Source organism: Promicromonospora sukumoe, from assembly GCF_014137995.1.
In the GTDB taxonomy this organism is placed as follows: domain Bacteria; phylum Actinomycetota; class Actinomycetes; order Actinomycetales; family Cellulomonadaceae; genus Promicromonospora; species Promicromonospora sukumoe.
In genome coordinates, this window is record NZ_JACGWV010000002.1 from 120629 (window position 1) to 143677 (window position 23049).

The 23049-nt window shown below is 73.6% G+C and carries 24 protein-coding genes and 1 pseudogene; 11 read left to right on the forward strand and 14 right to left on the reverse strand.

Translation table 11 applies throughout. The features are described from left to right. Positions 1-108: 108 nt before the first annotated feature. The 3 genes from FHX71_RS17760 to hutH all read right to left on the reverse strand — a co-directional run bounded on the left by FHX71_RS17760 (position 109) and on the right by hutH (position 5262). A complete protein-coding gene (locus tag FHX71_RS17760; protein ID WP_182618872.1) occupies positions 109-1746 on the reverse strand; it encodes a Zn-dependent hydrolase in 1638 nt (545 codons plus the stop codon). Next, complete coding sequence (gene hutU, locus FHX71_RS17765) at positions 1743-3419, reverse strand: urocanate hydratase (protein ID WP_182618873.1); 1677 nt, start codon at positions 3417-3419, stop codon at positions 1743-1745. The genes FHX71_RS17760 and hutU overlap by 4 nt, the downstream gene beginning before the upstream one ends. A gap of 133 nt (positions 3420-3552) precedes the next feature. Beyond that, positions 3553-5262, reverse strand: a complete 1710-nt coding sequence (gene hutH / locus FHX71_RS17770) for a histidine ammonia-lyase (RefSeq protein WP_246403315.1) — start codon at positions 5260-5262, stop codon at positions 3553-3555. Between the two features lie 232 nt (positions 5263-5494). Here hutH and FHX71_RS17775 point away from each other — a divergent pair, with 232 nt between their 5' ends. Next, positions 5495-6262, forward strand: a complete 768-nt coding sequence (locus tag FHX71_RS17775; protein WP_182618874.1) for an IclR family transcriptional regulator — start codon at positions 5495-5497, stop codon at positions 6260-6262. 110 nt (positions 6263-6372) lie between these two features. Here the strand turns inward: FHX71_RS17775 and FHX71_RS17780 are convergent, their stop codons facing one another. Next, positions 6373-6516, reverse strand: a complete 144-nt coding sequence (locus tag FHX71_RS17780; protein ID WP_182618875.1) for a hypothetical protein — start codon at positions 6514-6516, stop codon at positions 6373-6375. Between the two features lie 418 nt (positions 6517-6934). Here FHX71_RS17780 and FHX71_RS17785 point away from each other — a divergent pair, with 418 nt between their 5' ends. Next, positions 6935-8107, forward strand: a complete 1173-nt coding sequence (locus tag FHX71_RS17785; protein ID WP_182618876.1) for a UDP-N-acetylglucosamine--N-acetylmuramyl-(pentapeptide) pyrophosphoryl-undecaprenol N-acetylglucosamine transferase — start codon at positions 6935-6937, stop codon at positions 8105-8107. Positions 8108-8166: 59 nt separating this feature from the next. Here the strand turns inward: FHX71_RS17785 and FHX71_RS17790 are convergent, their stop codons facing one another. Further along, a complete protein-coding gene (locus FHX71_RS17790; protein ID WP_182618877.1) occupies positions 8167-8619 on the reverse strand; it encodes a MarR family winged helix-turn-helix transcriptional regulator in 453 nt (150 codons plus the stop codon). Between the two features lie 92 nt (positions 8620-8711). On the opposite strand from FHX71_RS17790, the gene FHX71_RS17795 reads away from it, so the two are divergent. Then, entirely contained in the window at positions 8712-9527 is an 816-nt protein-coding gene (locus FHX71_RS17795; RefSeq protein WP_182618878.1) for an SDR family NAD(P)-dependent oxidoreductase, read from the forward strand. 39 nt (positions 9528-9566) lie between these two features. On the opposite strand, the gene FHX71_RS17800 is transcribed toward FHX71_RS17795, so the two are convergent. Next, positions 9567-10400 carry a phosphotransferase gene (locus FHX71_RS17800; RefSeq protein ID WP_182618879.1) on the reverse strand — a complete coding sequence of 278 codons (834 nt, stop codon included), beginning with the start codon at positions 10398-10400 and terminating at the stop codon, positions 9567-9569. Positions 10401-10516: 116 nt separating this feature from the next. Between FHX71_RS17800 and def the strand changes: the two genes are divergently transcribed. Further along, on the forward strand, positions 10517-11080 hold the full coding sequence (gene def, locus FHX71_RS17805) for a peptide deformylase (protein ID WP_182618880.1): 564 nt from the start codon (positions 10517-10519) through the stop codon (positions 11078-11080). 5 nt (positions 11081-11085) lie between these two features. Here def and FHX71_RS17810 read toward each other — a convergent pair whose 3' ends face one another. Continuing rightward, positions 11086-11763 (reverse strand): DUF429 domain-containing protein, encoded by a 678-nt coding sequence (locus tag FHX71_RS17810; protein WP_182618881.1) that lies wholly within the window; start codon positions 11761-11763, stop codon positions 11086-11088. Between the two features lie 90 nt (positions 11764-11853). On the opposite strand from FHX71_RS17810, the gene FHX71_RS17815 reads away from it, so the two are divergent. Beyond that, entirely contained in the window at positions 11854-12429 is a 576-nt protein-coding gene (locus FHX71_RS17815; RefSeq protein ID WP_182618882.1) for a shikimate kinase, read from the forward strand. An 83-nt stretch (positions 12430-12512) separates the two neighbouring features. On the opposite strand, the gene FHX71_RS17820 is transcribed toward FHX71_RS17815, so the two are convergent. Further along, positions 12513-13424, reverse strand: coding sequence for an aminoglycoside phosphotransferase family protein (locus FHX71_RS17820; protein ID WP_182618883.1), 912 nt, complete (start codon positions 13422-13424; stop codon positions 12513-12515). Between the two features lie 61 nt (positions 13425-13485). Here FHX71_RS17820 and FHX71_RS17825 point away from each other — a divergent pair, with 61 nt between their 5' ends. Next, positions 13486-13902 carry a GNAT family N-acetyltransferase gene (locus tag FHX71_RS17825; protein ID WP_182618884.1) on the forward strand — a complete coding sequence of 139 codons (417 nt, stop codon included), beginning with the start codon at positions 13486-13488 and terminating at the stop codon, positions 13900-13902. 79 nt (positions 13903-13981) lie between these two features. Continuing rightward, entirely contained in the window at positions 13982-14323 is a 342-nt protein-coding gene (locus tag FHX71_RS17830; protein WP_182618885.1) for a hypothetical protein, read from the forward strand. Positions 14324-14628: 305 nt separating this feature from the next. Here FHX71_RS17830 and FHX71_RS29395 read toward each other — a convergent pair. Next, positions 14629-14853: pseudogene (locus FHX71_RS29395) on the reverse strand (SRPBCC family protein); the annotation flags it as partial. 311 nt (positions 14854-15164) lie between these two features. Between FHX71_RS29395 and FHX71_RS17840 the strand changes: the two are divergent. From FHX71_RS17840 to FHX71_RS29780, 3 genes are read left to right on the forward strand one after another with little or no spacing between them, the layout of a single operon-like run. After that, on the forward strand, positions 15165-15848 hold the full coding sequence (locus FHX71_RS17840; RefSeq protein ID WP_182618886.1) for a YceI family protein: 684 nt from the start codon (positions 15165-15167) through the stop codon (positions 15846-15848). Positions 15849-15901: 53 nt separating this feature from the next. Next, complete coding sequence (locus FHX71_RS17845) at positions 15902-16405, forward strand: sigma-70 family RNA polymerase sigma factor (RefSeq protein WP_182618887.1); 504 nt, start codon at positions 15902-15904, stop codon at positions 16403-16405. Continuing rightward, a complete protein-coding gene (locus FHX71_RS29780; protein WP_182618888.1) occupies positions 16402-17385 on the forward strand; it encodes an anti-sigma factor family protein in 984 nt (327 codons plus the stop codon). Before FHX71_RS17845 ends, FHX71_RS29780 begins: the two co-directional genes overlap by 4 nt. A gap of 47 nt (positions 17386-17432) precedes the next feature. On the opposite strand, the gene FHX71_RS17855 is transcribed toward FHX71_RS29780, so the two are convergent. The 3 genes from FHX71_RS17855 to FHX71_RS17865 all read right to left on the reverse strand — a co-directional run bounded on the left by FHX71_RS17855 (position 17433) and on the right by FHX71_RS17865 (position 19841). Further along, entirely contained in the window at positions 17433-17912 is a 480-nt protein-coding gene (locus tag FHX71_RS17855) for a nitroreductase/quinone reductase family protein (RefSeq protein WP_312877102.1), read from the reverse strand. A gap of 108 nt (positions 17913-18020) precedes the next feature. After that, positions 18021-18845 carry an endonuclease I family protein gene (locus FHX71_RS17860; RefSeq protein WP_246403317.1) on the reverse strand — a complete coding sequence of 275 codons (825 nt, stop codon included), beginning with the start codon at positions 18843-18845 and terminating at the stop codon, positions 18021-18023. A gap of 225 nt (positions 18846-19070) precedes the next feature. Beyond that, positions 19071-19841 (reverse strand): SDR family NAD(P)-dependent oxidoreductase, encoded by a 771-nt coding sequence (locus tag FHX71_RS17865; protein WP_182618890.1) that lies wholly within the window; start codon positions 19839-19841, stop codon positions 19071-19073. Between the two features lie 66 nt (positions 19842-19907). Here FHX71_RS17865 and FHX71_RS17870 point away from each other — a divergent pair, with 66 nt between their 5' ends. After that, on the forward strand, positions 19908-20492 hold the full coding sequence (locus FHX71_RS17870) for a TetR/AcrR family transcriptional regulator (protein ID WP_182618891.1): 585 nt from the start codon (positions 19908-19910) through the stop codon (positions 20490-20492). A gap of 9 nt (positions 20493-20501) precedes the next feature. Here the strand turns inward: FHX71_RS17870 and FHX71_RS17875 are convergent, their stop codons facing one another. Together FHX71_RS17875 and FHX71_RS17880 are read right to left on the reverse strand one after the other, a co-directional pair. Further along, a complete protein-coding gene (locus FHX71_RS17875; RefSeq protein ID WP_312877103.1) occupies positions 20502-22010 on the reverse strand; it encodes a sulfatase family protein in 1509 nt (502 codons plus the stop codon). A gap of 4 nt (positions 22011-22014) precedes the next feature. Further along, positions 22015-23046: an aliphatic sulfonate ABC transporter substrate-binding protein gene (locus FHX71_RS17880; protein ID WP_182618893.1), complete on the reverse strand. Its 1032-nt coding sequence runs from the start codon at positions 23044-23046 to the stop codon at positions 22015-22017. Positions 23047-23049 lie beyond the last annotated feature (3 nt).

The following is a 23049-nucleotide window of genomic DNA, read 5'->3' on the forward strand; positions in this document are numbered from 1 at the left end:
TCCTCTCGCGTTCCGTGCTCCGTCGCTGTTCGTGTCTGTCCTTCGAGACCTAAGTTTCTTCGCTTTGGCCGGCCGCAAAGCGAAGAAACTTAGGTCTCGAAAGAGAGGTCACGGAAGGCCCTGTCGAGCTGGCGCGGCCGACCCGGCCGAGCCGACAGCCGACCCTGCCCGGGCGACCGGCGTCGCCGACCTGCCCAGCGGGACGGCCGGGGTCGTCAGCAGGTCCGCGAGGACGGCGGTCAGGGCCTCGACGCCGGCATCGCAGTCGGACTGTTCGGCGTGCTCGGCCGGCGAGTGCGACACCCCCGTCGGGTTGCGCACGAACAGCATCGCGGTCGGCACGCCGGCCGCCGCGAGGATGCCGGCGTCGTGCCCGGCGCCCGTGCCGATCACAGGGGCGGGCAGGTCGGAGCCAGGCCGCCCGACGACGTCGGCGAGCCGCGCCGCGAGCGCCGGGTCGAACACTGTCGCGGGCGTCCAGGACTCCTCGACGGGCGCCCACTCCCCCAGCCCGCCGAAGACGCCGGACCCACTCGACCCGCCGAGCCCCCCGCCCGTGCCCGGCCCGCCGCGTCCGCCGGGCCCACCCGGCGCAGATGAGCGCAGACCTGGTCGCTCTCCGGGCACTCTTTCCGCTACCGGACCCGCGGTCATGTGCCCGGCCTCCACCGGGACCGCACCGCCCACACCGCCCGGGCCGCAGAGCACCGCGAGGACGGCGTCCTCCGTCTCGGCGCGGGCGTCGATCCAGGCACGCACCCGCGACGGGATCGCGTTGACGCCGTTGGGCTCCACCTCGACCTTGGCCAGCGTCGCGAGCGCCCCGGCCTGCTCGGCGGCGGCGCGGACGTCGGTGATCAGTCGCGCGAGGTCGAGCATCGGGTCGTGGCGGTGCGCCAGCGGCGTGGTGCCGGCGTGGTTGGCCTCGCCCGCCAGGTCGACGCGCCAGCGGCCGTGCGGCCAGATCGCGGCGCCGACGGCGACGGGCGCCGCCTCGTCCGCGGGCAGGTCGGCGAGGTACCGGCCCTGTTCCACGTGCAGCTCGACGAAGACGCCGATCCGCGCGAGGGCCTCGTCGTCGCGCCCGTAGTGCTCGAGCGACACGCCGCCGCTGCCCCAGCTCCCGCTACCACCGACGCCGACGCCGACGCCGCTGGTCGAGCTTGTCGACACCTCACCAGGTCTCGACAGGCTCGACCCGCGAGACGAGCTAGACACGCCCGAACCGCCCGGCGAGACCCGCCCGAGCACGTCCGCGAGGCTGTCGCCCGTCCGGTCGCGCAGCGCGAGCAGCCGGTCCGCCGAGACGGTCCCCGTGACCGCCCGCGAGCCAAGGCAGGCGAGCCCGAACCGCGCCCCTTCCTCGTCGGAGAAGTTCACGATCGCCAGCGGCCGAGCGGGCACGACGCCGGACGCCCGCAGCGCGTCCAGCGCCGCGAACGCGCTCACCACGCCCAGCGGACCGTCGAACGCGCCGCCGCCCGGCACCGAGTCGAGGTGGCTGCCGGTCACGACGCCGGGCCCGTCGGCGTCCGGGTCGCCCCACCACGCCCACTGGTTCCCGGCTCGGTCCGTCGTCACGTCCAGGCCGCGCGCCGCGGCCTCGGCGGCGAACCACTCGCGCAGGGCCAGGTCGTGCACGGTCCAGGCGAACCGCTCGTACCCGCCCGACGACGCCCGCCCGACGTCGGCGATCGCCCCGAGCAGGCCGCCCGCGGCAGACGAACCCGCACCCGACCCCGTCACGCCCCCTCCCGCATCGGCACCCGCAGCCCGCCGCGCTCGGCGGCCGCCACAGCGTCGTCGTACCCGGCGTCGACGTGCCGCAGCACGCCCGTCGCCGGGTCGTTCGCCAAGACCCGCGCGAGCTTCTCGGCCGCCAGCGCCGTCCCGTCCGCGACGGAGACCTGGCCGGCGTGGATCGACCGCCCCATGCCGACGCCGCCGCCGTGGTGCAGCGACACCCACGTGGCGCCCGAGGCCGTGTTGACCAGGGCGTTCAGCAGCGGCCAGTCCGCGATCGCGTCGGAGCCGTCGGCCATCGACTCCGTCTCCCGGTACGGGGACGCCACGGAGCCGGAGTCGAGGTGGTCGCGTCCGATCGCGAGCGGCGCCGAGATCTCCCCCGACGCGACGAGCTCGTTGAACCGCAGGCCCGCGACGTCGCGCTCCCCGTGCCCGAGCCAGCAGATCCGGGCGGGCAGCCCCTGGAACGCGACGCGCTCCTGGGCGGCGCGGATCCAGCGCCCGAGGTGGTCGTCGTCGGGGAACAGGTCGAGCACGGCCTGGTCGGTCACGGCGATGTCGCGCGGGTCGCCCGACAGCGCCGCCCAGCGGAACGGCCCCTTGCCCTCCGCGAACAGCGGCCGGATGTACGCGGGCACGAAGCCCGGGAAGTCGAACGCCCGCCCGTACCCGCCCTGGCGCGCCTCGTCGCGGATCGAGTTGCCGTAGTCGAACACCTCGGCGCCCGCGTCCTGGAAGCCGACCATGCCCTCGACGTGCCGCGCCATCGACTCGCGCGCCCGCTCGGTGAACCCCTCCGCGTTCTTCTCCGCCTCAGCGGCCCAGTCCTCCAGCGCCACCCCCGACGGCAGGTACGACAGCGGGTCGTGCGCCGAGGTCTGGTCCGTGACGACGTCCACCTCGACGCCGCGGCGCAGCAGCTCCGGCACGACGTCGGCGGAGTTGCCGACCACGCCCACGGACAGCGCCCGGCGCTCCTTCTTGGCGGCCAGCGCCAGCTCCACGCCCTCGTCCAGGGACGACGCGACGACGTCGAGGTAGCGCGTCTCGACGCGGCGGTGCAGGCGGGCCGGGTCGACGTCGACCACGAGGCACACGCCGCCGTTGAGCGTGACGGCGAGGGGCTGCGCGCCGCCCATGCCGCCGCAGCCGCCCGTCAGGGTGAGCGTCCCGGCCAGCGTGCCCGAGAACCGCTTGGCGGCCACGGCCGCGAACGTCTCGTACGTGCCCTGCAGGATGCCCTGGGTGCCGATGTAGATCCAGGAACCGGCCGTCATCTGCCCGTACATCGTCAGGCCGAGCTGCTCCAGCCGCCGGTGCTCGGGCCACGTGGCCCAGTCGCCCACGAGGTTGGAGTTGGCGATCAGCACGCGCGGCGCCCACTCGTGCGTCCGCAGCACGCCCACCGGACGGCCCGACTGGACCAGCAGGGTCTCGTCCTCGCGCAGGTCCGTCAGCGAGCGGACGATCGCGTGGTAGCTCGGCCAGTCGCGCGCCGCCCGGCCGGTGCCGCCGTAGACCACCAGGTCGTCGGGCCGCTCGGCCACCTCGGGGTCGAGGTTGTTCATCAGCATGCGCAGCGGCGCCTCGGTCTGCCAGCTCCGGGCGGTCAGGGTGGTGCCGCGCGCGGCGCGGACGGCGACGGGGGTCCCCCGGTCGTACGGCTGGTTCACTTGGGTCTCCTTCGGCTCAGTTCGACTGGGGTTGCGTAGGTGCAGTGCTCTGTTTGTTTCTCGACTGAATCTGCGGTTCCGCTCCGGGCGAGTGCCTCGTTCCTCGGCCCTCACCCTGCGCTGCACCTCCGTTTCAGTCGAGGTGCCCGACGGCGCCCGCGGCCGCCGCCTCGATCCGCCCGTCCGCCACGAGCCCCACCACGTGCTCGATCTCCGGGGCGAGGTAGCGGTCCGGTCCGGGGCCGGGCACGACGGCGCGGACGGCGTCGTGCACCGCCCCCGTACCCGCCGCCGCGGCCTCTTCGCGCAGGTCCAGGGCGCGCGTGGCCGTCAGCACCTCGATGGCGAGCACCCGGGTGAGGCCGTCGACGGAGCGGCGCAGCTTGCGGGCGCCGGCCCAGCCCATGGACACGTGGTCCTCCTGCATCGCGGAGCTCGGGATCGAGTCCACGCTCGCGGGCGCGGCCAGGCGCTTCAGCTCCGAGACGATCCCGGCGGCCGTGTACTGGGCGATCATGTGCCCGGAGTCGACGCCGGGGTCGTGCGCCAGGAACGCCGGCAGGCCCTCGTTGCGCGCGACGTCGAGGAACCGGTCGGTGCGCCGCTCGCTCATGCTCGCCAGGTCGGCGGCCGCGATGGCGAGAAAGTCCAGCACGTAGGCGACGGGCGCCCCGTGGAAGTTGCCGTTGGACTCGACCCGCCCGTCCGACGTGACGACGGGGTTGTCGATCGCGGAGGCCAGCTCCCGGCCCGCGACCGTGGCAGCGTGGTCCAGGGTGTCGCGGGCGGCGCCGTGCACCTGGGGCGCGCAGCGCAGGGAGTAGGCGTCCTGGACGCGGGTGCACGCGGGGTTCCCGGCGTCGTCCAGCGCGCGGTGGCTCGCCATGAGCGGCGAGCCCGCCAGCAGGCGGCGCATGTTCGACGCCGACGCCGCCTGGCCGGGGTGCGGCCGCAGCGCGACCAGGTCCTCGGCGAACGGGGCGTCCGAGCCGAGGAGAGCCTCGACGGACAGGGACGCGGCGACGTCGGCCGTGGTGAGCAGGCGGCGCAGGTCGTGGATCGCCAGGCAGAGCATGCCGAGCATGCCGTCGGTGCCGTTGATGAGGGCCAGACCCTCCTTCTCGGCGAGGACCAGCGGCTCGATCCCGGCGTCGGCGAGCGCCTGCGCGGCGTCGATGGTGTGGCCCTCATCGCCGGTCGAACCCACTTCGCTGGTCGAGCCTGTCGAGACCCCCGCTCCCGTCGAGACCCCCGACCGAACGACCCGCACCCGCCCCTCCCCCATGGCGGCGAGCGCGACGTGCGCGAGCGGCGCGAGGTCGCCGGAGCAGCCGAGCGACCCGTACTCGTGCACGACGGGCGTGATGCCCGCGTCGAGCATGGCGGCGTAGGTCAGCGCGGTGACGGGGCGGGCGCCGGTGTGCCCGGTGACCAGGGTCGCGAGCCGCAGGAGCTGGAGGGCGCGCACCACCTCGGTCTCGACCTCCGGGCCGGAGCCGGCAGCGTGCGAGCGCACGAGGCTGACCTGGAGCTGGGCCCGCATCTCGGTCGGGATGTGCCGGCGGGCGAGCGCCCCGAACCCGGTGGAGACGCCGTAGTGGGGCACGGTGTCGTGGGCGAGGTCCTCGATGACGGCGCGGCTCTGCACCATCCGGGCCAGCGCGCTCTCGTGGATCTCGACGGACGCGCCGTACCGGGCGACGGCCACGACCTGCTCGACCGTGAGCGGGGTGCCGTCGAGGACGACGTGCCGGGGCAGGTCGTGCGGGTCCTGTGCCTGGGTCGGTTCGGGGGCGGCCGCGCCGGTGGCGGGCGTCGTCGCCGCGTCGTGCAGGGTGCTCATGCGCTCATCGAACCCCGCCGCGGCTTCCGCAGCGCGCCCGCAACCGGCGATAGAGTCTGGGATACGAGACATCCGCCGGGAGCCCGTTCCGGGATGCGGTGCGCGGCTGGTCGGCAATTCGGGGTGATCGGTAGAAGGTCAGGTAGTCGGCAACCCGGGGTGCCGACTACCTGACCTTCTACCGACCACCCGGTACTACCGACCACCACCAGCACCCCGAGGAGGCCACCCCGTGGGCACCAGCAGCGCCGTTCCCGCCGCACGCCACACAGCCCGGCTGCTCTCGTTCCTCGCGGCGCAGCCCGGGCCGGTGCCCGCGGGCGCCATCGCGCACGGCATCGGGGTGCCGCGCTCCAGCGTCTACCACCTGCTGTCGGTGCTGGGCGACGAGGGCTTCGTGCGGCACTTCCCCGACGAGCGCCGCTACGGCCTGGGCGTCGCCGCACTGGGCCTGGGCAGCGCGTACACCCGGCAAGCGCCGCTCACGAGGCTGGCGGCGCCCGTCGTCGCCCGCCTGGTCGAGGCCGCCGGGGAGAACGGGCACCTCGCGGTGCTCAACGGCCGCGAGGTCCTGTACCTGGTGGAGCAGCGCGCGGCGGGGCGGCCGCCCCTCGTGACCGACGTCGACGTCCACCTCCCCAGCCACCTCACCGCCAGCGGACGCGCGGTGCTCGCGCTGCTGCCGCCGGCGCAGGTGCGGGCCCTGTACCCGACGCCGGGGTCGTTCACGGACCTGACCGGCGCTGGGCCGCGCACCCTGCGCGAGCTGCGCGACGTGCTGCGGCTGGTCCGCGAGCGCGGCTTCGCGGTGGAGGACGGCGAGGTGACGGCGGGGTTCGCGTCGGTGGCGTCCGCCGTCGTCGACCACACCGGGCGCCCGGTCGCCGGGCTCGCGATCACGTTCCGCTCCGAGGCGTACGACGACGACGCCCGGGCCGGGCTCGCGGAACAGGCCACGCGGGCGGCGCGCGAGGTCAGCCGAAGACTGGGGGCGCGGTGACGTGAATCATGGCTCCGGCCATGAGTTCACAAAGGCTCGTGCACCCCGCAAAAAGCACCCCTGAACTGCAACAATGTGGCAGTTCTCAGGCGCGTCCGAAAGCAGGGAAATCACTTCATCGAGAGGTCCACCAGCGGAACGGTGAACTCTCGCGACCGCAGGGGGCCAGGAGCCACGACCACGGCCTCCTTGCCGGTCCAGCCCTGCCGCACGGTCTTCACGACGCCCTCGGATCCGCGCTCCGTGCTCGACATTCCGGTCACCCTCACGCTGACGCCGGTCATGATCACGCCGCCCATGGTCTTCTACTCTCTGTTGTCATTCCGAGCCAGGGCCGACCGATTCTTGACGCTCATCTCGTGACCATGTGGCACCCAGTTCGATGGGTGCCGAGATACTGCCACCGAATTCAATGGCCGGTCAAGACAATTGCGAATGTAGAAATAGAACGCCTTTCCGGCGTTCATGTCCGCACATTTCTTTACTCATTCGCGCGTTCCCGGCGGTCTGCGCCACCGGACCACCGGATCGTGCGCGGATCTGCGCACCTGACCGGGCCTCCAACACGCTGACCTGCGAAGATCCATATCCCGACGGCGAAGCAACGGGCCCGCGCAGATCGCCTACAGTGGACACCGCGCCCCCACCCCTGCCGTCCTAGGGAGATGTCTCGTGAGTTCACAGCCGTCCGAGTTCCGACTACTCGTCACCGGTGGCGGGACCGGCGGCCACACGTACCCGGCGCTCACGACGCTGCGCGCGCTGCAGGCCCGGCTGGCCGCTTCGGGTACCGCCGTCAGCGTCCTGTGGGCTGGTACGGCCGACGGGCTGGAGGCGCGGGTGACGGCGTCTGAGGGCATCCGGTTCCTGCCCGTGGCGACGGGCAAGCTGCGCCGGTCGGGCAACCCGCTGGGCATGCTGTCGGCCAGCAACATGAAGGACATGGCGCGCGTGCCGATCGGCGTCGCGCAGGCCCGCTCGATCGTGTCGGACTTCAAGCCCGACGTGATCCTGTCGACCGGCGGCTACGTGGCCGTCCCGGTCGGCATCGCGGCGGGCCTGGTCCGCCGCCCGCTCGTGGTGCACGAGCAGACCGTGCGGCTCGGCCTGGCCAACCGCCTGCTGGCCAAGCGCGCTACGAGGGTCGCGGTGTCCTCGCCGTCGACCATCGAGCTGCTGCCGGAGGGGGTGCGCGAGCGCGCCGTCGTGACCGGCAACCCGGTGCGCGCCGAGGTACTCACCGGCGAACCCCTCAAGGCCGTCGACGCCCTCGGCCTCGACTCGTTCGACCCCGACCTGCCCGTCCTGTACGTCACGGGCGGCGCGCAGGGTTCGGTGCAGATCAACGAGCTGGTCACCGGGGCCCTGCCCTGGCTGCTCGAGCGCGCCAACGTGATCCACCAGTGCGGGCCGAACAACCTCAAGGAGATGTTCGAGAACACCGCCGGCCTGCCCTCCGCGCTGGCCGCGCGGTACCGGGTGCTCGGGTTCGTCGGGGCGGAGCTGCCGGACGTGCTCGCCCTGGCCGACGTCGTCGTCTCCCGGAGCGGGGCCGGCACGATCGCGGAGCTGACGGCGCTGGGCAAGCCCTCGGTGCTGGTCCCGCTGCCGTCGTCGGCCGGGAACGAGCAGGCGCACAACGCCCGCCGCCTGCAGGACCTGGGCGCGGCGATCGCCCTGGAGGGCGACCTCACCTTCTCCGACCTGCGCGGGGCGCTGGCCGGGCTCCTGGGCGACGCCGGACGGCGCGAGCGCATGGCCGACGCCGCCCGCAGCAACGGCCGGCCCGACGCCGCCGAGCGCCTCGTCGACGTGCTGCTGGAGGTCGCGGGAGCGAGCTCCTGAGGAGCCCCGCTCCTGAGCAGCCCGCTCCCGGGCAGCCCCGGCGCTAGCCCGCGGCCTGCTCAGGAGCGAGCCGCTCGGGGGGCGGACGCGTCGTCCCGCGCCGCGAGCGCCTTCGCGAGCAGCCCGGCGAGCTCCCGCAGGTCGTCCGCGTCGAGGCCGGCGAACGGGGTCCGGTCGAGCGTCCCGGCGATGATCTCGGTGCGCACGCGCCGGCCCTCGGCAGTCAGGACGACGACGCGTGACCGGCGGTCGTGCGGGTCGGTGGCGCGCTCGACCAGCCCCCGTTCGACGAGCTGGTTGGTGACGAAGCTGAGGTTCGGCGCGTTGCAGTGCAGGCGTTCACTCATCACCTTCATCGACGGCGCAGCCTCCCCCGGGTCGATAACCCACAGCGCCTGCGCCGTCTGGAGCGTGAGCCGGTGCCGCGCGACGACCTCGGCCGCCCGGTCGCCCGTAAGCATGAAGAGCTCGTGGTTCGCCCGGACGACGGCTTCGAGATCGGTCTGGCCCATCCCGCGATCCTAGCCTCTGTTAGTTCGAGACTCGAAGGTGTTAGGGTCCGAACTACTTCGAGACTCGAAGCATCTACGGACGAAGGCGGACCATGTACAGCTACCGCGGCACCACCACCCTCGTGACCGGCGCCTCGCGCGGGCTCGGCACGGCCTACGCGGCCGAGCTCGCCCGGCGCGGCTCGGACCTCGTGCTCGTCGCGCGCTCGGCGACGGCGCTCGACGAGCTGGCCGCGCAGATCCGCGCCGCGCACGACGTCACGGTGACGACCCGCGCGGCGGACCTGACGGACCGCGACCAGGTCGCCGCCCTGCTGCGCGACCTCGACGCCGCCCCGGCGCCGGTCGACCTGCTCGTCAACAACGCGGGCATGGGCCCGGCGGGCCCGTTTCTGGGCCGCCCGTTCGCCCCGAACCAGACGGCGGTGGACCTCAACGTCTCCGCGCTCATGGCACTGACCCACGGGATCGGTACGCCGATGGCGGCCCGAGGCAGCGGCGGCATCATCAACGTCGCCTCGACGGCGGCCTTCCAGCCGATGCCCTTCCAGGCCGGCTACGCCGCGACCAAGGCGTTCGTGCTGTCGTTCACGGAGGCGGTGGCCGAGGAGCTGCGCGGGACGGGCGTCCGCGTCATGGCGGCGCACCCCGGCGGGACGGACACCGCGTTCTTCGACGGCACGTCGCACAGCGTGGACCCGCGGCTCCTCGACTCCCCCGAGTACGTGGCCCGCCGCACCCTCGACGACTTCGCCCGGGGCCGCAGCGCGTCGTACCCGGGCCGGCGGCTGAACCAGGTCGGGTCCTGGCTCCCGCGGTTTCTCCCGCGCACCACGACCGCGTGGATCACGGGCAGGCTCAACCGCACCCTGGGGCTCGACGTCGTCCACGCGACGCCCGCTGCCTGAAGGCGTACCGCGTGAGCCCGCCCGCGGGCGCGTGGCAGGTCAGGCGAACCGCTCCCGGACGAGCGTCTCCGCCTGGCGCCGGACCGGGACGGCGATCTCGGGGTACGCGCCGATGCCGACCAGCCGCAGGTACTTGTCGGCGGCGGCGAGCTGGGCGACGGCCCCGGAGTAGGTGCCGAGCACGTCTGCGAATTCGGCGCGGACCCGGGCGGCGACGTCGGGCCGGAGGACGGCGGAGCAGGCGAGGACGGCGGCGTCGTACCCGGCGGGCGCCCAGCCCCAGTACTCCCAGTCGAGGATCGTCAGGCGCGGGGCGGTGAGGTTGCCGAAGTGCAGGTCGCCGTGGGCGACCTCCCAGTCGACGCGGTCGAGGTCGATCTCGACGCCGAAGAGGGCCAGGACCGAGGACCGGACGACGTCGGGCTCCAGGACCCGGCGTTCGGTCACCGTGACCCGGCGCAGGATGCCGAGCCCGGCGCGGAGCCCGGCCCACCAGGCGTCGGGCAGGTCCACCGCGTGGTCGAGCACCAGGCCGGAGCCCACGGCGGGCTCGTCGACGTAGCCGATCAGGTCCGCCCGGACCACCTGGTCGACGTCGTCCCACCGCTCGACCCACTCGGCGGACCGCAGGTGCGGCGGCATCGGGATGCCCCCGAACGGCGGGCCCGTGGCCGTGGCGATGCCGTCCCAGTACAGGCCCTGCGCCCATCGCGGCTCCTGCGCCGTGACACGCAGCCACGCCGGGCCGGACGCCCGGACGGCGAGGGTGCGGTCGTAGGACCCGCGCACCGGCTCGCCGTCGATCGTCACGCCGAACCGGTCCGCGGCGTCGGCGAGGAGCCCGGCGAGCCGGTCCCGGCGTGCGTCCGACATGCGTCTCTCCTGCCTACGGCCCCTGCGTACGGCGCCGTGCCCGGCGCGGATGCGGTCCACGGAACCACGCCCCGGCTACGGTGGCGCGGAACCACGCCCGGCCCGGAGGGAATCGAGTGACCCAGCACCGCAGCGACGACAACTGGATCCAGGGGATCGCGGACGACGACGTCGTCACCGTCGGCGACCCACGGCTGAGGGCACCCACCGCGCCGGCCGACGCCGCCTCTGCGCGCGACCTGCTGGCGACCCTGACGACCCGGCTGCGCGAGCTGAACGGCGCCGGGCTGGCCGCGCCGCAGCTCGGTGTGTCCGTGCGGGCGGCGATCATCGAGGTCCGCCGGACCGACGTCTTCCCCGACCGGCCCGAGACCGGCCTGATCCAGATCCTGAACCCGACCGTCCTGGCGCGCTCCGCCGAGACGGTGCTCGACTGGGAGGGCTGCTTCAGCGTGCCCGGCTACCTGGGTCTCGTGCCGCGCGCCGAGACCATTACCGTCCGGTACACCGACGAGACCGGGCAGACGCTCACGAGCGAGGTCACGGGGTACGCCGCCCGGGTCTTCCAGCACGAGATCGACCACCTCGACGGCCTGGTCTACCTCGACCGGATGCCCGACCTGAGCAGCCTCACGACGACGCAGAACTACCTGGACCACCACCGGCCGGGTCAGGGCTGACCAGGCTAGGCGCGGATGCAGGCCTCGATCCCGTCGAACCGCTCCGGCGGGTCGGGGTAGACGCGCGCGACGCCGTCGGCCACGCGACCTGCGGTCCAGCAAGCCACGGCGGCGTCGAGCACGTCGTCGGGCCCGGAGACCTGCCCCGGGCGCCCGAGGTCGGCGGGCAACGTGAACCCCACCCCGGCGAGCAGGGCACGCCGGTCCTCCAGCCCGGCCCACGTCGACTTGGGCGCGAGCAGGTGACGCCTGGCCAGGGTCGCGAACGACAGCTCGGGATGCACCTCCACGATGCGCCGGCCGACCGATCGCACCACGTCGTCCACCTCGAGAATCCGCGGTCCGAGCGCCCACGCCTGCCGGCTCAGGCCCCTGCCCGTCGCCCGGCGGGCCGTCTCCAGCGCCGCGGCATAGGAATCCGCGGTCAGAGCCGCACGCGGCGGCGTCATGAACACGGACGCGCGCCTCGGGCCGACGTGCTCACGGGCCAGCACGTCGGCCCGACGGTAGCCGGCGCCGTCGGGCATCCCGATCGGCATGTCGACGCCGACGACCTCGACCGGCCCGTCCGCGTCCGCCGCCGCGAGCACGCCGGTGAACGTCAGGTCGGCATAGACGCGCAGGTCGCTCGCGACCGCGACCCAGTACTTCTTCGCGACGTCGACGCCGAGGACCCGGACCATGTCCCCATCGTCGCCGACGTCCTGGCGGAGAGCACGGGCTGGCGGGTGGGTGATACTGAGACATTTCGCCCACTCACGGGAGGTCCGTCGATGATCCTGGTTGGCCCGCTCGCCGCGGGGAAGTCCACGCTCGGCGCCCTCGTGGCCGAGCGGATCGGGCGCCCGTTCGTGGACATCGACGAGATCGCCTGGACGTACTGCGCCGAGGTCGGCTGGAGCCTGGACCGGCTCCTGGAGCGCGACGGCGCCGTGGGCTGGGCCGCCGCCGAGCGCGAGTGGGAGCCGGCCCGCGCCCATGCCGTGCAGCGCGTCGTCGAGGACCACCCGGAGGCCGTCATCGCGTTCGGCGCGGGCTACACCAGCTTCACCGGGCGCGACCACGCCGCCCGGGTGCGCCGCGTGCTGGCGCCGGTCCCCGACGTCGTGCACCTGCTGCCCAGCCCCGACCCCGTGCGGTCGGTCGCCGTGCTGCGCGAGCGCGCGGTCACCAGCCGGGGCAAGGACTGGATCATCGAGGGCCACGACTGGATCGCACGGTGGGTCGCCGACCCCCTGGCCGGCGAGCTCGCAGCCGCCACCGTGTTCACCGACGGCGCCAGCCCCGCCGAGTCGGCCGACGAGCTGGTCCGGCTGCGCGAACGCCTGCTCACGGACCTCGCCGCCTGACCGCCGCCGCCGTCAGGCCGCTGCCGTCGGGACGCCGTCGTCAGGCCGCCCCCGGCCAGGCCGCCCCGCCCGGCGCGCCGCCTTCAGGCCGTCGCCAACAGCCGGTCCAGCGCGGCCCGCGCCGGCGGCCCCCACGTCGCCTTGCCCCCCGGGCGCCCGTGCACGCCGGCCTCGCCGATGAGCATCCCGGAGAGCGACCGCCCCACGGCCACGCCGCGAGCACGCCGCAGGGTCGCGGCGTCCGCCTCGTGCCCGTAGGCGTCGTGGAAGACGTCGACGCCGCCGTCGGGCAGGAGCAGCCAGGCCGCGGCGAGGTCCCAGGCCGGGTCGCCGGCGAACAGGTCGCCGAAGTCGATGACGCCGCAGAACGTGCCGTCCGCCGTCAGCACGTTGGCCGGGTGCAGGTCCCCGTGCAGCCACACCGGCAGGTCTGCCCACCCGGGCGCGGCCACGGCGTCGTCCCAGACGGCGCGCACCGGCTCGGGGTCGGCGACGAGCCCACGCTCCACCGCCTCGGCGAGCTGCCGCTCGAGACCCGGGGTGTACCCGGCGAGCGGCCCGCCGCGGCCCCGGCCCGACGGCGCGTCGTCGGGCGCGGGCCGGTGCAGCGCGGTCAGGAACTCGCCCAAGGCCCGCGCCGCCTCGGCACCACGCGTGGCCGGTTCGCGGTCGGCGGGCGTGCCAGGCACCCAGGTGGTGACGATCCAGGGCCGCGGGAATCGCTCGGCCGGCTCCCCGAGGCGCTGCGGCACGGGGACCGGCAGCGGGAGGCCCGCGGCGAGAGCCGGCACCCAGGCGTGCTCCTTGCGCAGCAGCTCGTCGGCCGAGTCGGTCGCCCACGGCAGCCGGACGGCGAGGTCGTCGCCGAGGCGCCAGAGCTGGTTGTCCCAGCCGCGCGCGCCGAGCTCCAGCGGCAGCTCCGCCAGGTCGGGGTGCTGGTCGCGGAGCAGGTCCCGGATCAGATCGGCGTCGATCTCGAGGTCGGTGTGCGTCATGCGCAGCCACGGTAGCGGGCCGCCTCCCATGGCGAGGCGCGCGACTGCTTAGGGTGCTGCCATGAGCGACGACCCGTACCTCCTGGTCCCGACCGCGCCCGGCGTCGAGGAGTACCTGCACCTGCGCGCGGCGTCGGGTCTGTCGCCCAGGAACGCCGAGCAGGCGGCGCCCGTCCTGACGTCGAGCTGGGCCTTCTGCCACGTCCGCGAGGTCGCGACCGACCGCGCCGTCGCGATGGGGCGCACGCTCGGCGACGGCGGCTGGTACTTCCACATCGCCGACATCGCGACCCTGCCCGGGCACCAGGGACGCGGCCTGGGCCGCCGCGTGATGACGTGGCTGCTCGACCAGATCGCGGAGCGTGCGCCCGCCGACCCGTACATCACGCTCAACGCCGACGAGCCCGGCCGGCCGCTGTACCGCAGCCTCGGCTTCGTCGAGACGGCTCCCGCGAGCATCGCGATGCGCCTCGCGTGATCGCGCCGGACCGGCCCCGCCCGGCGGCACCCCGAAATTCCCGTCCGGTCACCCCCGCACACCTGGCACGATGCGACCCATGACCGCCTCGCCCCGCTACCGCACGCGCTGGATCGTGACCGTCGTCCTCGCCGCGAGCATCGTCCTGCTGGTCGCGTTCGGGATGGCCGCGATCGACACCGCCCAGGACCGGTGGGCCTGGCGCCTGGCCGACCTGGACCGCAACGAGCTGCACCTGTCGCCGCGCGCCGACGCGATCGAGGACGGGTCCGTCGTCGATGAGTCCCCGAGCGCCCTGGTGGTCGAGTACTCCCGCCCGGTCAACGACTGGACGGGGCAGCCCACCGGCGAGGCGGACACGGTCTGCTACCGCTTCCCGCTGGCTGATCCCGACGAGTTCCGCGAGGTTCCCTGCCCGTAAGCCCTTGCCGTCCCGCGCCGTCGTCCCGCCCCGTGCCGTGGCAACCGGTCAGCCCTGCCCGCCCGCCACGTACGCGCCCATCTTGTCGAGGCATGCCTCCAGGCCCTGCCGCGACATGTCCCGGGCCTCGGCGGTCGTGTAGCCGTGCTCGACCATGTGGATCCTGCTGCGCCCGCCGCCGAGGTCGGTGATCTGTGCCGCCCCTCCGCGGGCACCCCCGGCATCGGTGGGTCCTGCGGGGCGCCGTCGGCGTCGCTGAAGCGGAACGTGTACTCGATGCGGCGCGCCGGCTCGACCAGCGAGAAGTCCCAGGTGGACCACTGGTCGCCGCCGCCGCCGTACTCCGCGGGGGCGCGCATGGCGACGAGCGCGCGCCCGCCGACCCGCAGGTCCACCTCGGCGGCGGGGCAGGTGAACGGGCCGGGACCCCACCACGCGCGCAGGCCCTCGGGCGTGGCCCACGCGGCCCAGGCCCGGTCGACGGGTCCGTCGAGGTCGCGCGTCACGTCGACGTCGAACGTGTCGGTCATGTCATGCCTCCAGGTGCGCAATGTCCGGGCGGCGCAACGCACGCCCACCACCCCTGACGGCCCAGAACCCCTGAACTCATCGGCCCACCCCGAATGAGATCGGCCGGATGCGATGAGACCGGTCCATCAACGGACCGATCTCAGGACAAGGGACCGAAGTCGATGAGTTCGGTCCAAAGCCAGTCCGAAGCCAGCCCAGACCCAGCCCAACTCAACCCCCCTCAAAGTCACATTGAACCGAAGCACCCTTTCACCCGTCGTACGGGGCAGAGGCCGATATCCGGTCGGCCTGCGAACGAGAGGGGCGGCACGTGCGCACTGGGGCAAAGGTAGGCATCGGCGTCGGGGCAGCAGTGGTCGTCATCGGCGGGGCGGCGGCGATCTTCGGGCCGGGCCTGTACGCGGACTACGCCAACGAGGCCGCGGCGGACGCACCGAGCCTGGCGTCGTCGGCGGCCCCGCTGCCCGACGCCGACGCGGCGGCCGGGACGTGGACCGTGAGCGACGGGTCGTTCGCCGGCTACCGCCTCGACGAGGTGCTGCAGGGCGAGGACGTGACCGTGACCGGGCGCACCGAGGACGTCACCGGGTCCGTGACGGTCGCGGACGGCGCGATCACGGCCGCCGACGTCGAGGTCCAGATGGCGACCGTGGCCACGGACGAGGGCAACCGCGACGCGTACTTCCGCGACAACGCGCTGCAGGTGGACCAGTTCCCGACGGCGACCTTCGTGCTGACCGACCCGGCCCCGATCGAGGAGGGTGCCACGTCGGTCGCCCTGACCGGCGAGCTCACGGTGCACGGCGTCACGCAGCCGGCCACGTTCGACGCCGAGGTGGCGGGCGACGCGACCACCGGCGACCCCGTGCAGGTCGTGGGCAGCGTGCCGATCACGTTCGCCGACTTCGACGTCGAGGCGCCGGACCTGGGCTTCGTGACGGTGGAGGATGAGGGCAGCATCGAGTTCTCGCTCCAGCTGGCGCCCGGCCAGTGACGACGCGGGACGTCTGACAGGGACCAGGACACGGACCAGGGAGGGAGCTGCTCGTGGGTGCCGAGGACGAGCTCCTCGAGGCGGTGCACGACACGCACGCCGACGCGCTGTACCGGTACGTCGTGCGCCGCACCGGCGACGAGGAGGAGGCGCGCGACGTCGTGCAGGAGACCCTCCTGCGCGCGTGGCGCCACCCCGAGGTGCTCGAACGCTCGGAGGACTCCGTGCGCGCCTGGCTGTTCACGGTCGCGCGGAACCTGAGCGTCGACCACCTGCGCAGCGCGCGCCGCACCCGCGAGCACTCCACCGGGCACCCGCCCGACCGCGAGGAGCGCGACACCACGCAGTCCGTGCTGGACTCGTGGCTCGTGGCCGACGCCCTGCTGTCGCTGTCGCCGTCGCACCGCGCGGTGGTGGTCGGGGCGTACTACGGCGGGCGCTCGGTGGCCGAGCTCTCGACCGAGCTGGGCGTCCCGGCCGGGACGGTCAAGTCGCGGCTGCACTACGGGCTGCGCGCGCTGCGCCTGGCGCTGCAGGAGAAAGGAGTCACGGCATGATCCCCGCAGAGTCTGGGGGCGGCGACCGGTTCGCCGACTGGGACGCGGCCTACGTGCTCGGCGCCCTGGGCCCGAGCGACCGGCGCGCCTACGAGCGGCACCTCGCCGAGTGCGACGCGTGCCGCGCCGCCGTGGCCGACCTCGCCGGCCTGCCCGGCCTGCTCGGCACCATCAGCCCGGCGCACGCGCAGGCCCTCGTCGAGGAGGCGCCGGGCCTCACCGGCCTGCCCGACGGCGGCGCGCGGCCCGGCTTCGGCGCGCGTTCCGACGGCGGCGCACGGCCCGAGGGCGACACGTCCGGCGGCGGATCGTCCGGCGGCGCGCTGCCCGACGGCGATGTCGCAACCGGTCGGCCCGCACCCGGGTCGGCCCACGTCGTGCCGCTCACGAGCCTCGCCCGCGCCGCCCGCCGCTCCCGGTTCCGCCGCCGGACGCTGGGCGCCGTCGCCGCGAGCGCCCTGCTCGTCGCGGGCGCGGTGGGCGGTTCGGTGCTGACGGGAAACGGCGTGTTCGGCACGCCGGGCAGCAGTCAGGGCGGGATTCAGGGTGGCACGGTGGCCGATGGCGGGGCCGCGCCGTCGTCGTCGGCCACCACCCCGGACACGGGCACGGGGACGGGGACGGGCACCGCCACGGACGCGCGGACCATCGAGCTGCGGCCCGTGGACGGCGCGGACATGCGCGCCGAGGTGGTGGCGACGCCCACGGCCTGGGGCACGAAGTTCAAGTGGTCCTGCCACTACCCGCCCGATCCCGGGGACCAGCCGCCCGAGGGCGCCTACGTGCCGCGGGAGCCGATCCGGTACGAGCTGGTGCTGGTGGACCGGGACGGGACCCGCACGGTCGCGGCGACGTGGTCGTGGGCGGGCGGCGAGACCACGGGGCTGGACGCCTCGACGGCGGTGTCGCTCACGGACATGGACCGCATCGAGATCACGCTCGACGGGCACGAGGAGGCGCTGGCGACGGCGACGCTGTGACGCCGTCGTCGGGCCGCCGGAGCGCCCAGGGCCCCAGGAACCCCAGATCACAGGTGCGTCGGCTGCTCCCACGGGCTCAGCACGACGACCGCCGTCTCGGTGGTGCGGAGCCCCGCGTAGGCGTCGAGCTCGTGGTCGTACGCGCGCCACGCGGTCCAGAGCTGGTCGCGCTCGGCGTCCTGGGCGGCGTGGGCGCGGACCGGCCGGGACTCGTGCACCAGGTCGACGGTGGCCTCCGGGTGGGCCTTGAGGTTGAGCCACCAGGCCGGGTCGCCCTGGGCCCAGCCGTTCATCGCGAGGGTGACCAGGTCGTCGCCGTTCTCGATGTACGCGACGATCACGCTGTGCTCGCGTCCGGTGCGGCGTCCGGTGGTGGTCAGCCGCAGCATGCCCCAGCGGTGCCCGCGGGGACGGCGCAGCCCGAACCGGCCGCCGGTGACCCGGTAGAGGCCGCGGTGCACCCACCAGGCGGTGCGGACGAACCAGCGCGGCGGCACCCGCGGCTGTGACCTGACGTCGTCGGGCACGGTGACCACCTCCGCTCACCCCCAGCGTATGGCCGCGCACGTGTCAGACCTACAGGTCCCCCGGGTGACCTGTAGGTCTGACACGTGGGCGGGGTCGGGGCGGGGCGGTCAGCCCCAGATGGCGTCGGCCCACTCCGGGTGGTCGACGAACGGGTTGCGGTTGTGCTGGAACTGCTCGTAGATGACGTCGTTCCGGTTGGCCTCGAACGCGGACACCGGGTCGGCGGCGTTCCACTCCAGCAGCGTGGAGAGCTTGCCGTGGTACGGGGCCGAGCCGTTGTTCACGGTGTCGTTGGGCTCCAGGTCGGCGAAGCTGTCCTCGCCCTCCCAGCGCACGGCCATGTAGAGGATCATCCGCGCGACGTCGCCCTTGACGTCGTCGCGGGGCTCGAACGAGTCGGAGTCGGTGTAGTTGCCGGGCGCGCCCGACACCGCGCTGCCGCCCTCGTCGAAGTCCTTGTTGCCACGGATGCTGTTGACCTGCACGTCCGTGGGGCGCAGGTGGTGCAGGTCGGTGCCGGGCCCGGTCGCGGTGCCGAAGTCGCCGTGCGACTTGGCCCAGACGTGCTCCCGGTTCCAGTCGCCGACGGCGCCGCCGTTCAGGCTCTTGGCCCGCGACTGCCCGCTGTACAGGAGGATCACGTTGTTCGGGTTCGCGGGGTCCTCGTCGCTGGCCATCAGTCCGTCCCACACCTCGTCGTACGACACCGCGTCGGCGTCGCTGATGATGTCGTTCAGCTCGGCCTTGAGCGCCTCGCCCGACAGGCCCTCGGCGCTGTCGTAGTACCCGGCGGGCACGTCCGCCGCGACCGTCGCGGAGTCCTGCGCGACCGCGCCCGGCGCCACCAGCACCCCGGCGGCGACGGCGAGCGCCGACAGCCCGCTCCCCCAGACCCGACCCAGACCCCGTGCCCGTACGAGACGTGTGCGCATCGTCGACCTCCGTGTGCGTGGGCCCGCGACCCCCTGCGGGCCCCGGTGCCTCGCCCACCCTGGCACGCGACGGCCGTGACCTGAGGTGACATCAGTTAATTTTGGGTGAAATCTGCTGACAAGCCACGCTTTCATCCGGAAGCGGACCATGCAGTTGCTGCCAGAACGGCTCAGATCTTGGCAGTAACTGCATGGTCTGGCTGGCACAAGACCGGCGCGCAAGGATCAGGCGGCCACGACCGCCACGTTCGCCCGCCCGCCGTCGACGTCGAGCACCGAGCCGTGCACGAACCGCGCGTCGTCGGAGGCCAGGTAGGCCACGGCGGCCGCGATCGCGTCCGGGTGCCCCGGCGCGCCGGCCGGGGTGCCGACCGTCATGTTCTCCGAGAAGGAGAGCGCCGGGTCGAGCTCCGGCGGGCGGACGACGCCGGGCGAGACCGCGTTGACGCGCACTCCCTGGGCGCCGAGCTCCGCGGCCCAGGACCGCGTGAGGGACTCCATCGCGGCCTTGGTCGAGGCGTACGCGCCGCCCGACGGCGCGGCCAGGCGGGCGACCCACGAGCCGAGGTTGACGATCGCGCCGCCGCCGTCGGCCACCATGCGGGGTGCCACGGCCTGCGTGAGGAAGTACGGCGCCTTGACGTTCACGGCGTAGAGCTGGTCGAGCGCGTCGGCGTCGGTGTCGGCCAGGGTCGGGGCCGTGCGGTAGATGCCGGCGTTGTTCACCAGCACGTCGATCCGCCCGCCCAGCACCTCGGTGGCCTCGGCCGCGAGCGCGTGGCTCGCCTCCCGGCTGCCGTCGAGGTCGGCCCGGACGAAGTCGGCCTTTCCGCCGTCGGCCCGGATGCCCGCGACGACGGCCTCGCCGCGCTCCGCGTCCCGGCCGGAGACGACGACGTGCGCGCCCTCCGCCGCGAGCCGCTGGGCGATGGCGCGGCCGATGTTGCTGGTGGAGCCCGTGACGAGGGCGGTGCGGTCCTGCAGTCGCTGTGTCATGCCCTCGACGCTAGGAACCCAATTTTGGACTAGCAAGTCCAGAAAATCGCTCGTACCGTCGAGGTCGTGAAGCTCACCCCGAAGGGCCAGGCCACGCGGCGGCGCATCGTCGACGGCGCCGCGGAGTACCTGCGCGGCACCGAGCCGGGCGCCGTCACGCTGGACGACGTGCTGGCGGTCACGCGGACCAGCAAGGGGCAGATGTTCCACTACTTCCCCGGCGGCAAGGAGGAGCTGCTGCTCGCCGTCGCCCAGGAGGAGGCCGACCGGGTGCTGATCGACCAGGAGCCGCACCTCAGCGACCTGGGCACCTGGGAGGCGTGGACGGCGTGGCGGGACTCCGTCGTCGCGCGGTACCACGCCCAGGGCCGCAGCTGCCCGCTGGCCGCGCTCATGGACCAGGTCTCCAGCACGCCCGGCGCCGCCGAGGTGGTCACGGAGCTGCTGCGGCAGTGGCGGGCGCGGATCGAGGCCGGCGTCGTCACCATGCAGGACGCCGGCCGGATCAGCGCCGACCTGGACGCCGCCCGGGTGGCCTCGGCCTTCGTGGCCGGCATCCAGGGCGGCGTCCAGGTGCTGCGCGCGACGGGCAGCACGGACCAGCTCGAGGCGGTCCTCGACCTGCTGATCGACTACCTCCGCAAGGCCTGAGCCCAGCCCTCAGCGAGCCGCGTACGTCGTCTCGTCCAGCCCCGACTGGGTCGGGTCGTGGTCCACCTCGCCGACGTCGTACATCGTGGTCATCCAGTGGTAGAAGTTGTCGCCGCGGTCACGGAGCAGCCGGTAGAGCCGCCCCATCATGCGGCGCCGTACGCCGTCCAGGGCGGGGTCCGCGTACGCGTTGGTGAGCTCGTCCGGGTCGGTGTGCAGGTCGTAGAGCTCGTTGACGGAGTCCGGGTTGACCACCAGCTTGTACCGGTCCTCCCGCAGCATCCGCTGCGGGTAGGGGAAGTGGTGCCCGTGGAACTCGCACACGATGTCCTGCTGCCACTCGACGTCGTCGCCCGCGGCCAGCGGCAGCAGGCTGCGGGAGTCGACGGCGGGCGCCGGGTCGATCCCGGCCAGCTCCAGGATCGTGGCCGTGCAGTCGAGCAGGCTCACGAACTCGGTGCGCACCTGCCCCGCCGGGCCGCCCGGGACCCGCAGCAGCCCGGGCGTGCGGTAGATGTCCTCGTACATCGCGGGGCCCTTGTCGTGCAGCCGGTGCGCGCCCGTGAACTCGCCGTGGTCGCACGTGAAGAACACCGCGGTGTCGTCCACGAGCCCCAGCCGCTCCAGCGCGTCCATGACCCGCCCGATCTGCTGGTCGATGAGCGTCACGTAGCCCCAGTAGACCGCGATGAGCTTGCGCGTCACCTCGATGGGCATGGTGTCGAACGTCCAGTGCGCGCTGTAGTTCGCCTGGACGGGCGGCTTGCCCTCGAAGGTCTCCGCGATGGAGGCGGGCAGCTCGACGTCGGCCGGGTCGAACAGGTCGAAGTACTCGTCCGGCACGATGTACGGCAGGTGCGGCCCGAAGAAGCTCAGTTCAAGGAAGAACGGCCGCTCCCCCGACCGGAAGTCGTCCGCATACCGCTCCAGCAGCTCGATTGTGCGGGTCGCCAGGTAGGCCTCGAACGTGGCCTCGACCGGCTGGTGCAGCCGGGCCGCGAGCAGGTTGCCCGGCCCGCCGTTGGGCAGCGTGCCGCGCACGCGGTCGCTGATCTCGTACGGCGGCAGGTCGCGTTCGGCCAGGTAGGCCAGGTAGTCCGGGTTGTCGACCGGGTTGTGCCAGCCGGGCAGGTCCGGCCCGTCGAACCCGAACGACGCCGCGTTCTTCTCCGTGCCGGCGTGCCACTTGCCCACCAGGCCGGTGTTGTACCCGTGCTCGCGCAGCGCCTCCACGAAGGTGAAGGTGCCCTCGGCCAGATCCTCCTGGTAGCCGACGTTGCGCTCGTGGTTGGCGAGCACCTGGTGCCGGAACGGCGCCTGGCCCGTGAGCAGGCTCGCGCGCGACGGCGTGCAGATCGCCGTCGGCGTGTACCAACGGTCGAACCGCGTGCCCGACGCCGCGAGCCCGTCCAGCACCGGCGTCGACGCCAGCGGGTTGCCGTAGGCGCCCAGGGTGTCGGCCCGGTGCTGGTCGGTCATCAGGAACAGGACGTTCTTCGCCCCCGCTGCGTCACCCACCGGGTCACTCACCGGCCTTCACGAACTGGTCGCCCAGGTAGAACTCGGACGGGTCGACCGCCTCGGGGAGCTGGCCGGAGCCCACGAAGTAGTCCTGCATCCCGGTGAGCCAGGTGTCGGTGGTGCCGTCCTGCGTCAGGGTGTCGATCTCGTCGACGGAGAGGACGTCGACGTTGGCGGCGTCCGCCTCGACGTCGGCCGGGTCGAGGTCGTTGAAGTCGGCGGTGAGCGCGATCGCCTCGTCCATGTTCTCGGTGCGGTACGCCATCGCCTCGCGCAGCACCTTCAGCACGGCGTCGACCTTCTCGGGGTCGTCGGCGACGACGTCGACCTTCTCGGGGTCGTCGGCGACGACGTCGTTCCCGGCCACGAACGCCGTGGGGAACGCGACGGTCTCCTCGAAGTCGCTGTTCTGGGCGAGCTCCACCAGGTCGGGCACCTGCTCCTTGACCGTCGCGAGCGCCGGGTACCAGAAGCCGGCGGCGTCGACCTGGCCCGAGGACAGCGCGGCGACGATGGCCGGCGGCTCCATGGGCACGAGCTCGACGTCGTCCTTGGTCATGCCCGCCTCCTCCAGCGCGAGCGTGAGGATCATGTCGCCCGACGTGCCCTCCGGCACGGCGACCGTCTTGCCGGCCAGGTCCTCGACGGACTCGATGCCGGGCTGCGCGACCACGCGGTCGGCCCGCCCGAGGGTGTTCAGCGCGACGACCTTGGCCTGCCCGGAGGCGGGCAGCCAGAAGGCGCCGGGGCCGATGTACCCGAAGTCGAGGTCGCCCGTGCCGAGGGCCTGGATCTGCAGCGGCCCGTTGGTGAACGACGACGTCGTGGCGTCGATGCCGTGCTCCTCCCACAGCCCCTGGTCCTCGGCGATCGCCAGCAGGCTGGTGCCGTTGAAGTCGGGGATGTAGCCGAAGTTGACCTCGATCGTGCCGTCCTCGCCGCCGGCGCCGCCGCCCGACGAGCAGGCGCCGAGCGAGAGCGCGAGGGCGAGGCCGGCCGCGGCAGCGGCGAGGGTTCTCCTGGAAGATCGCATGGG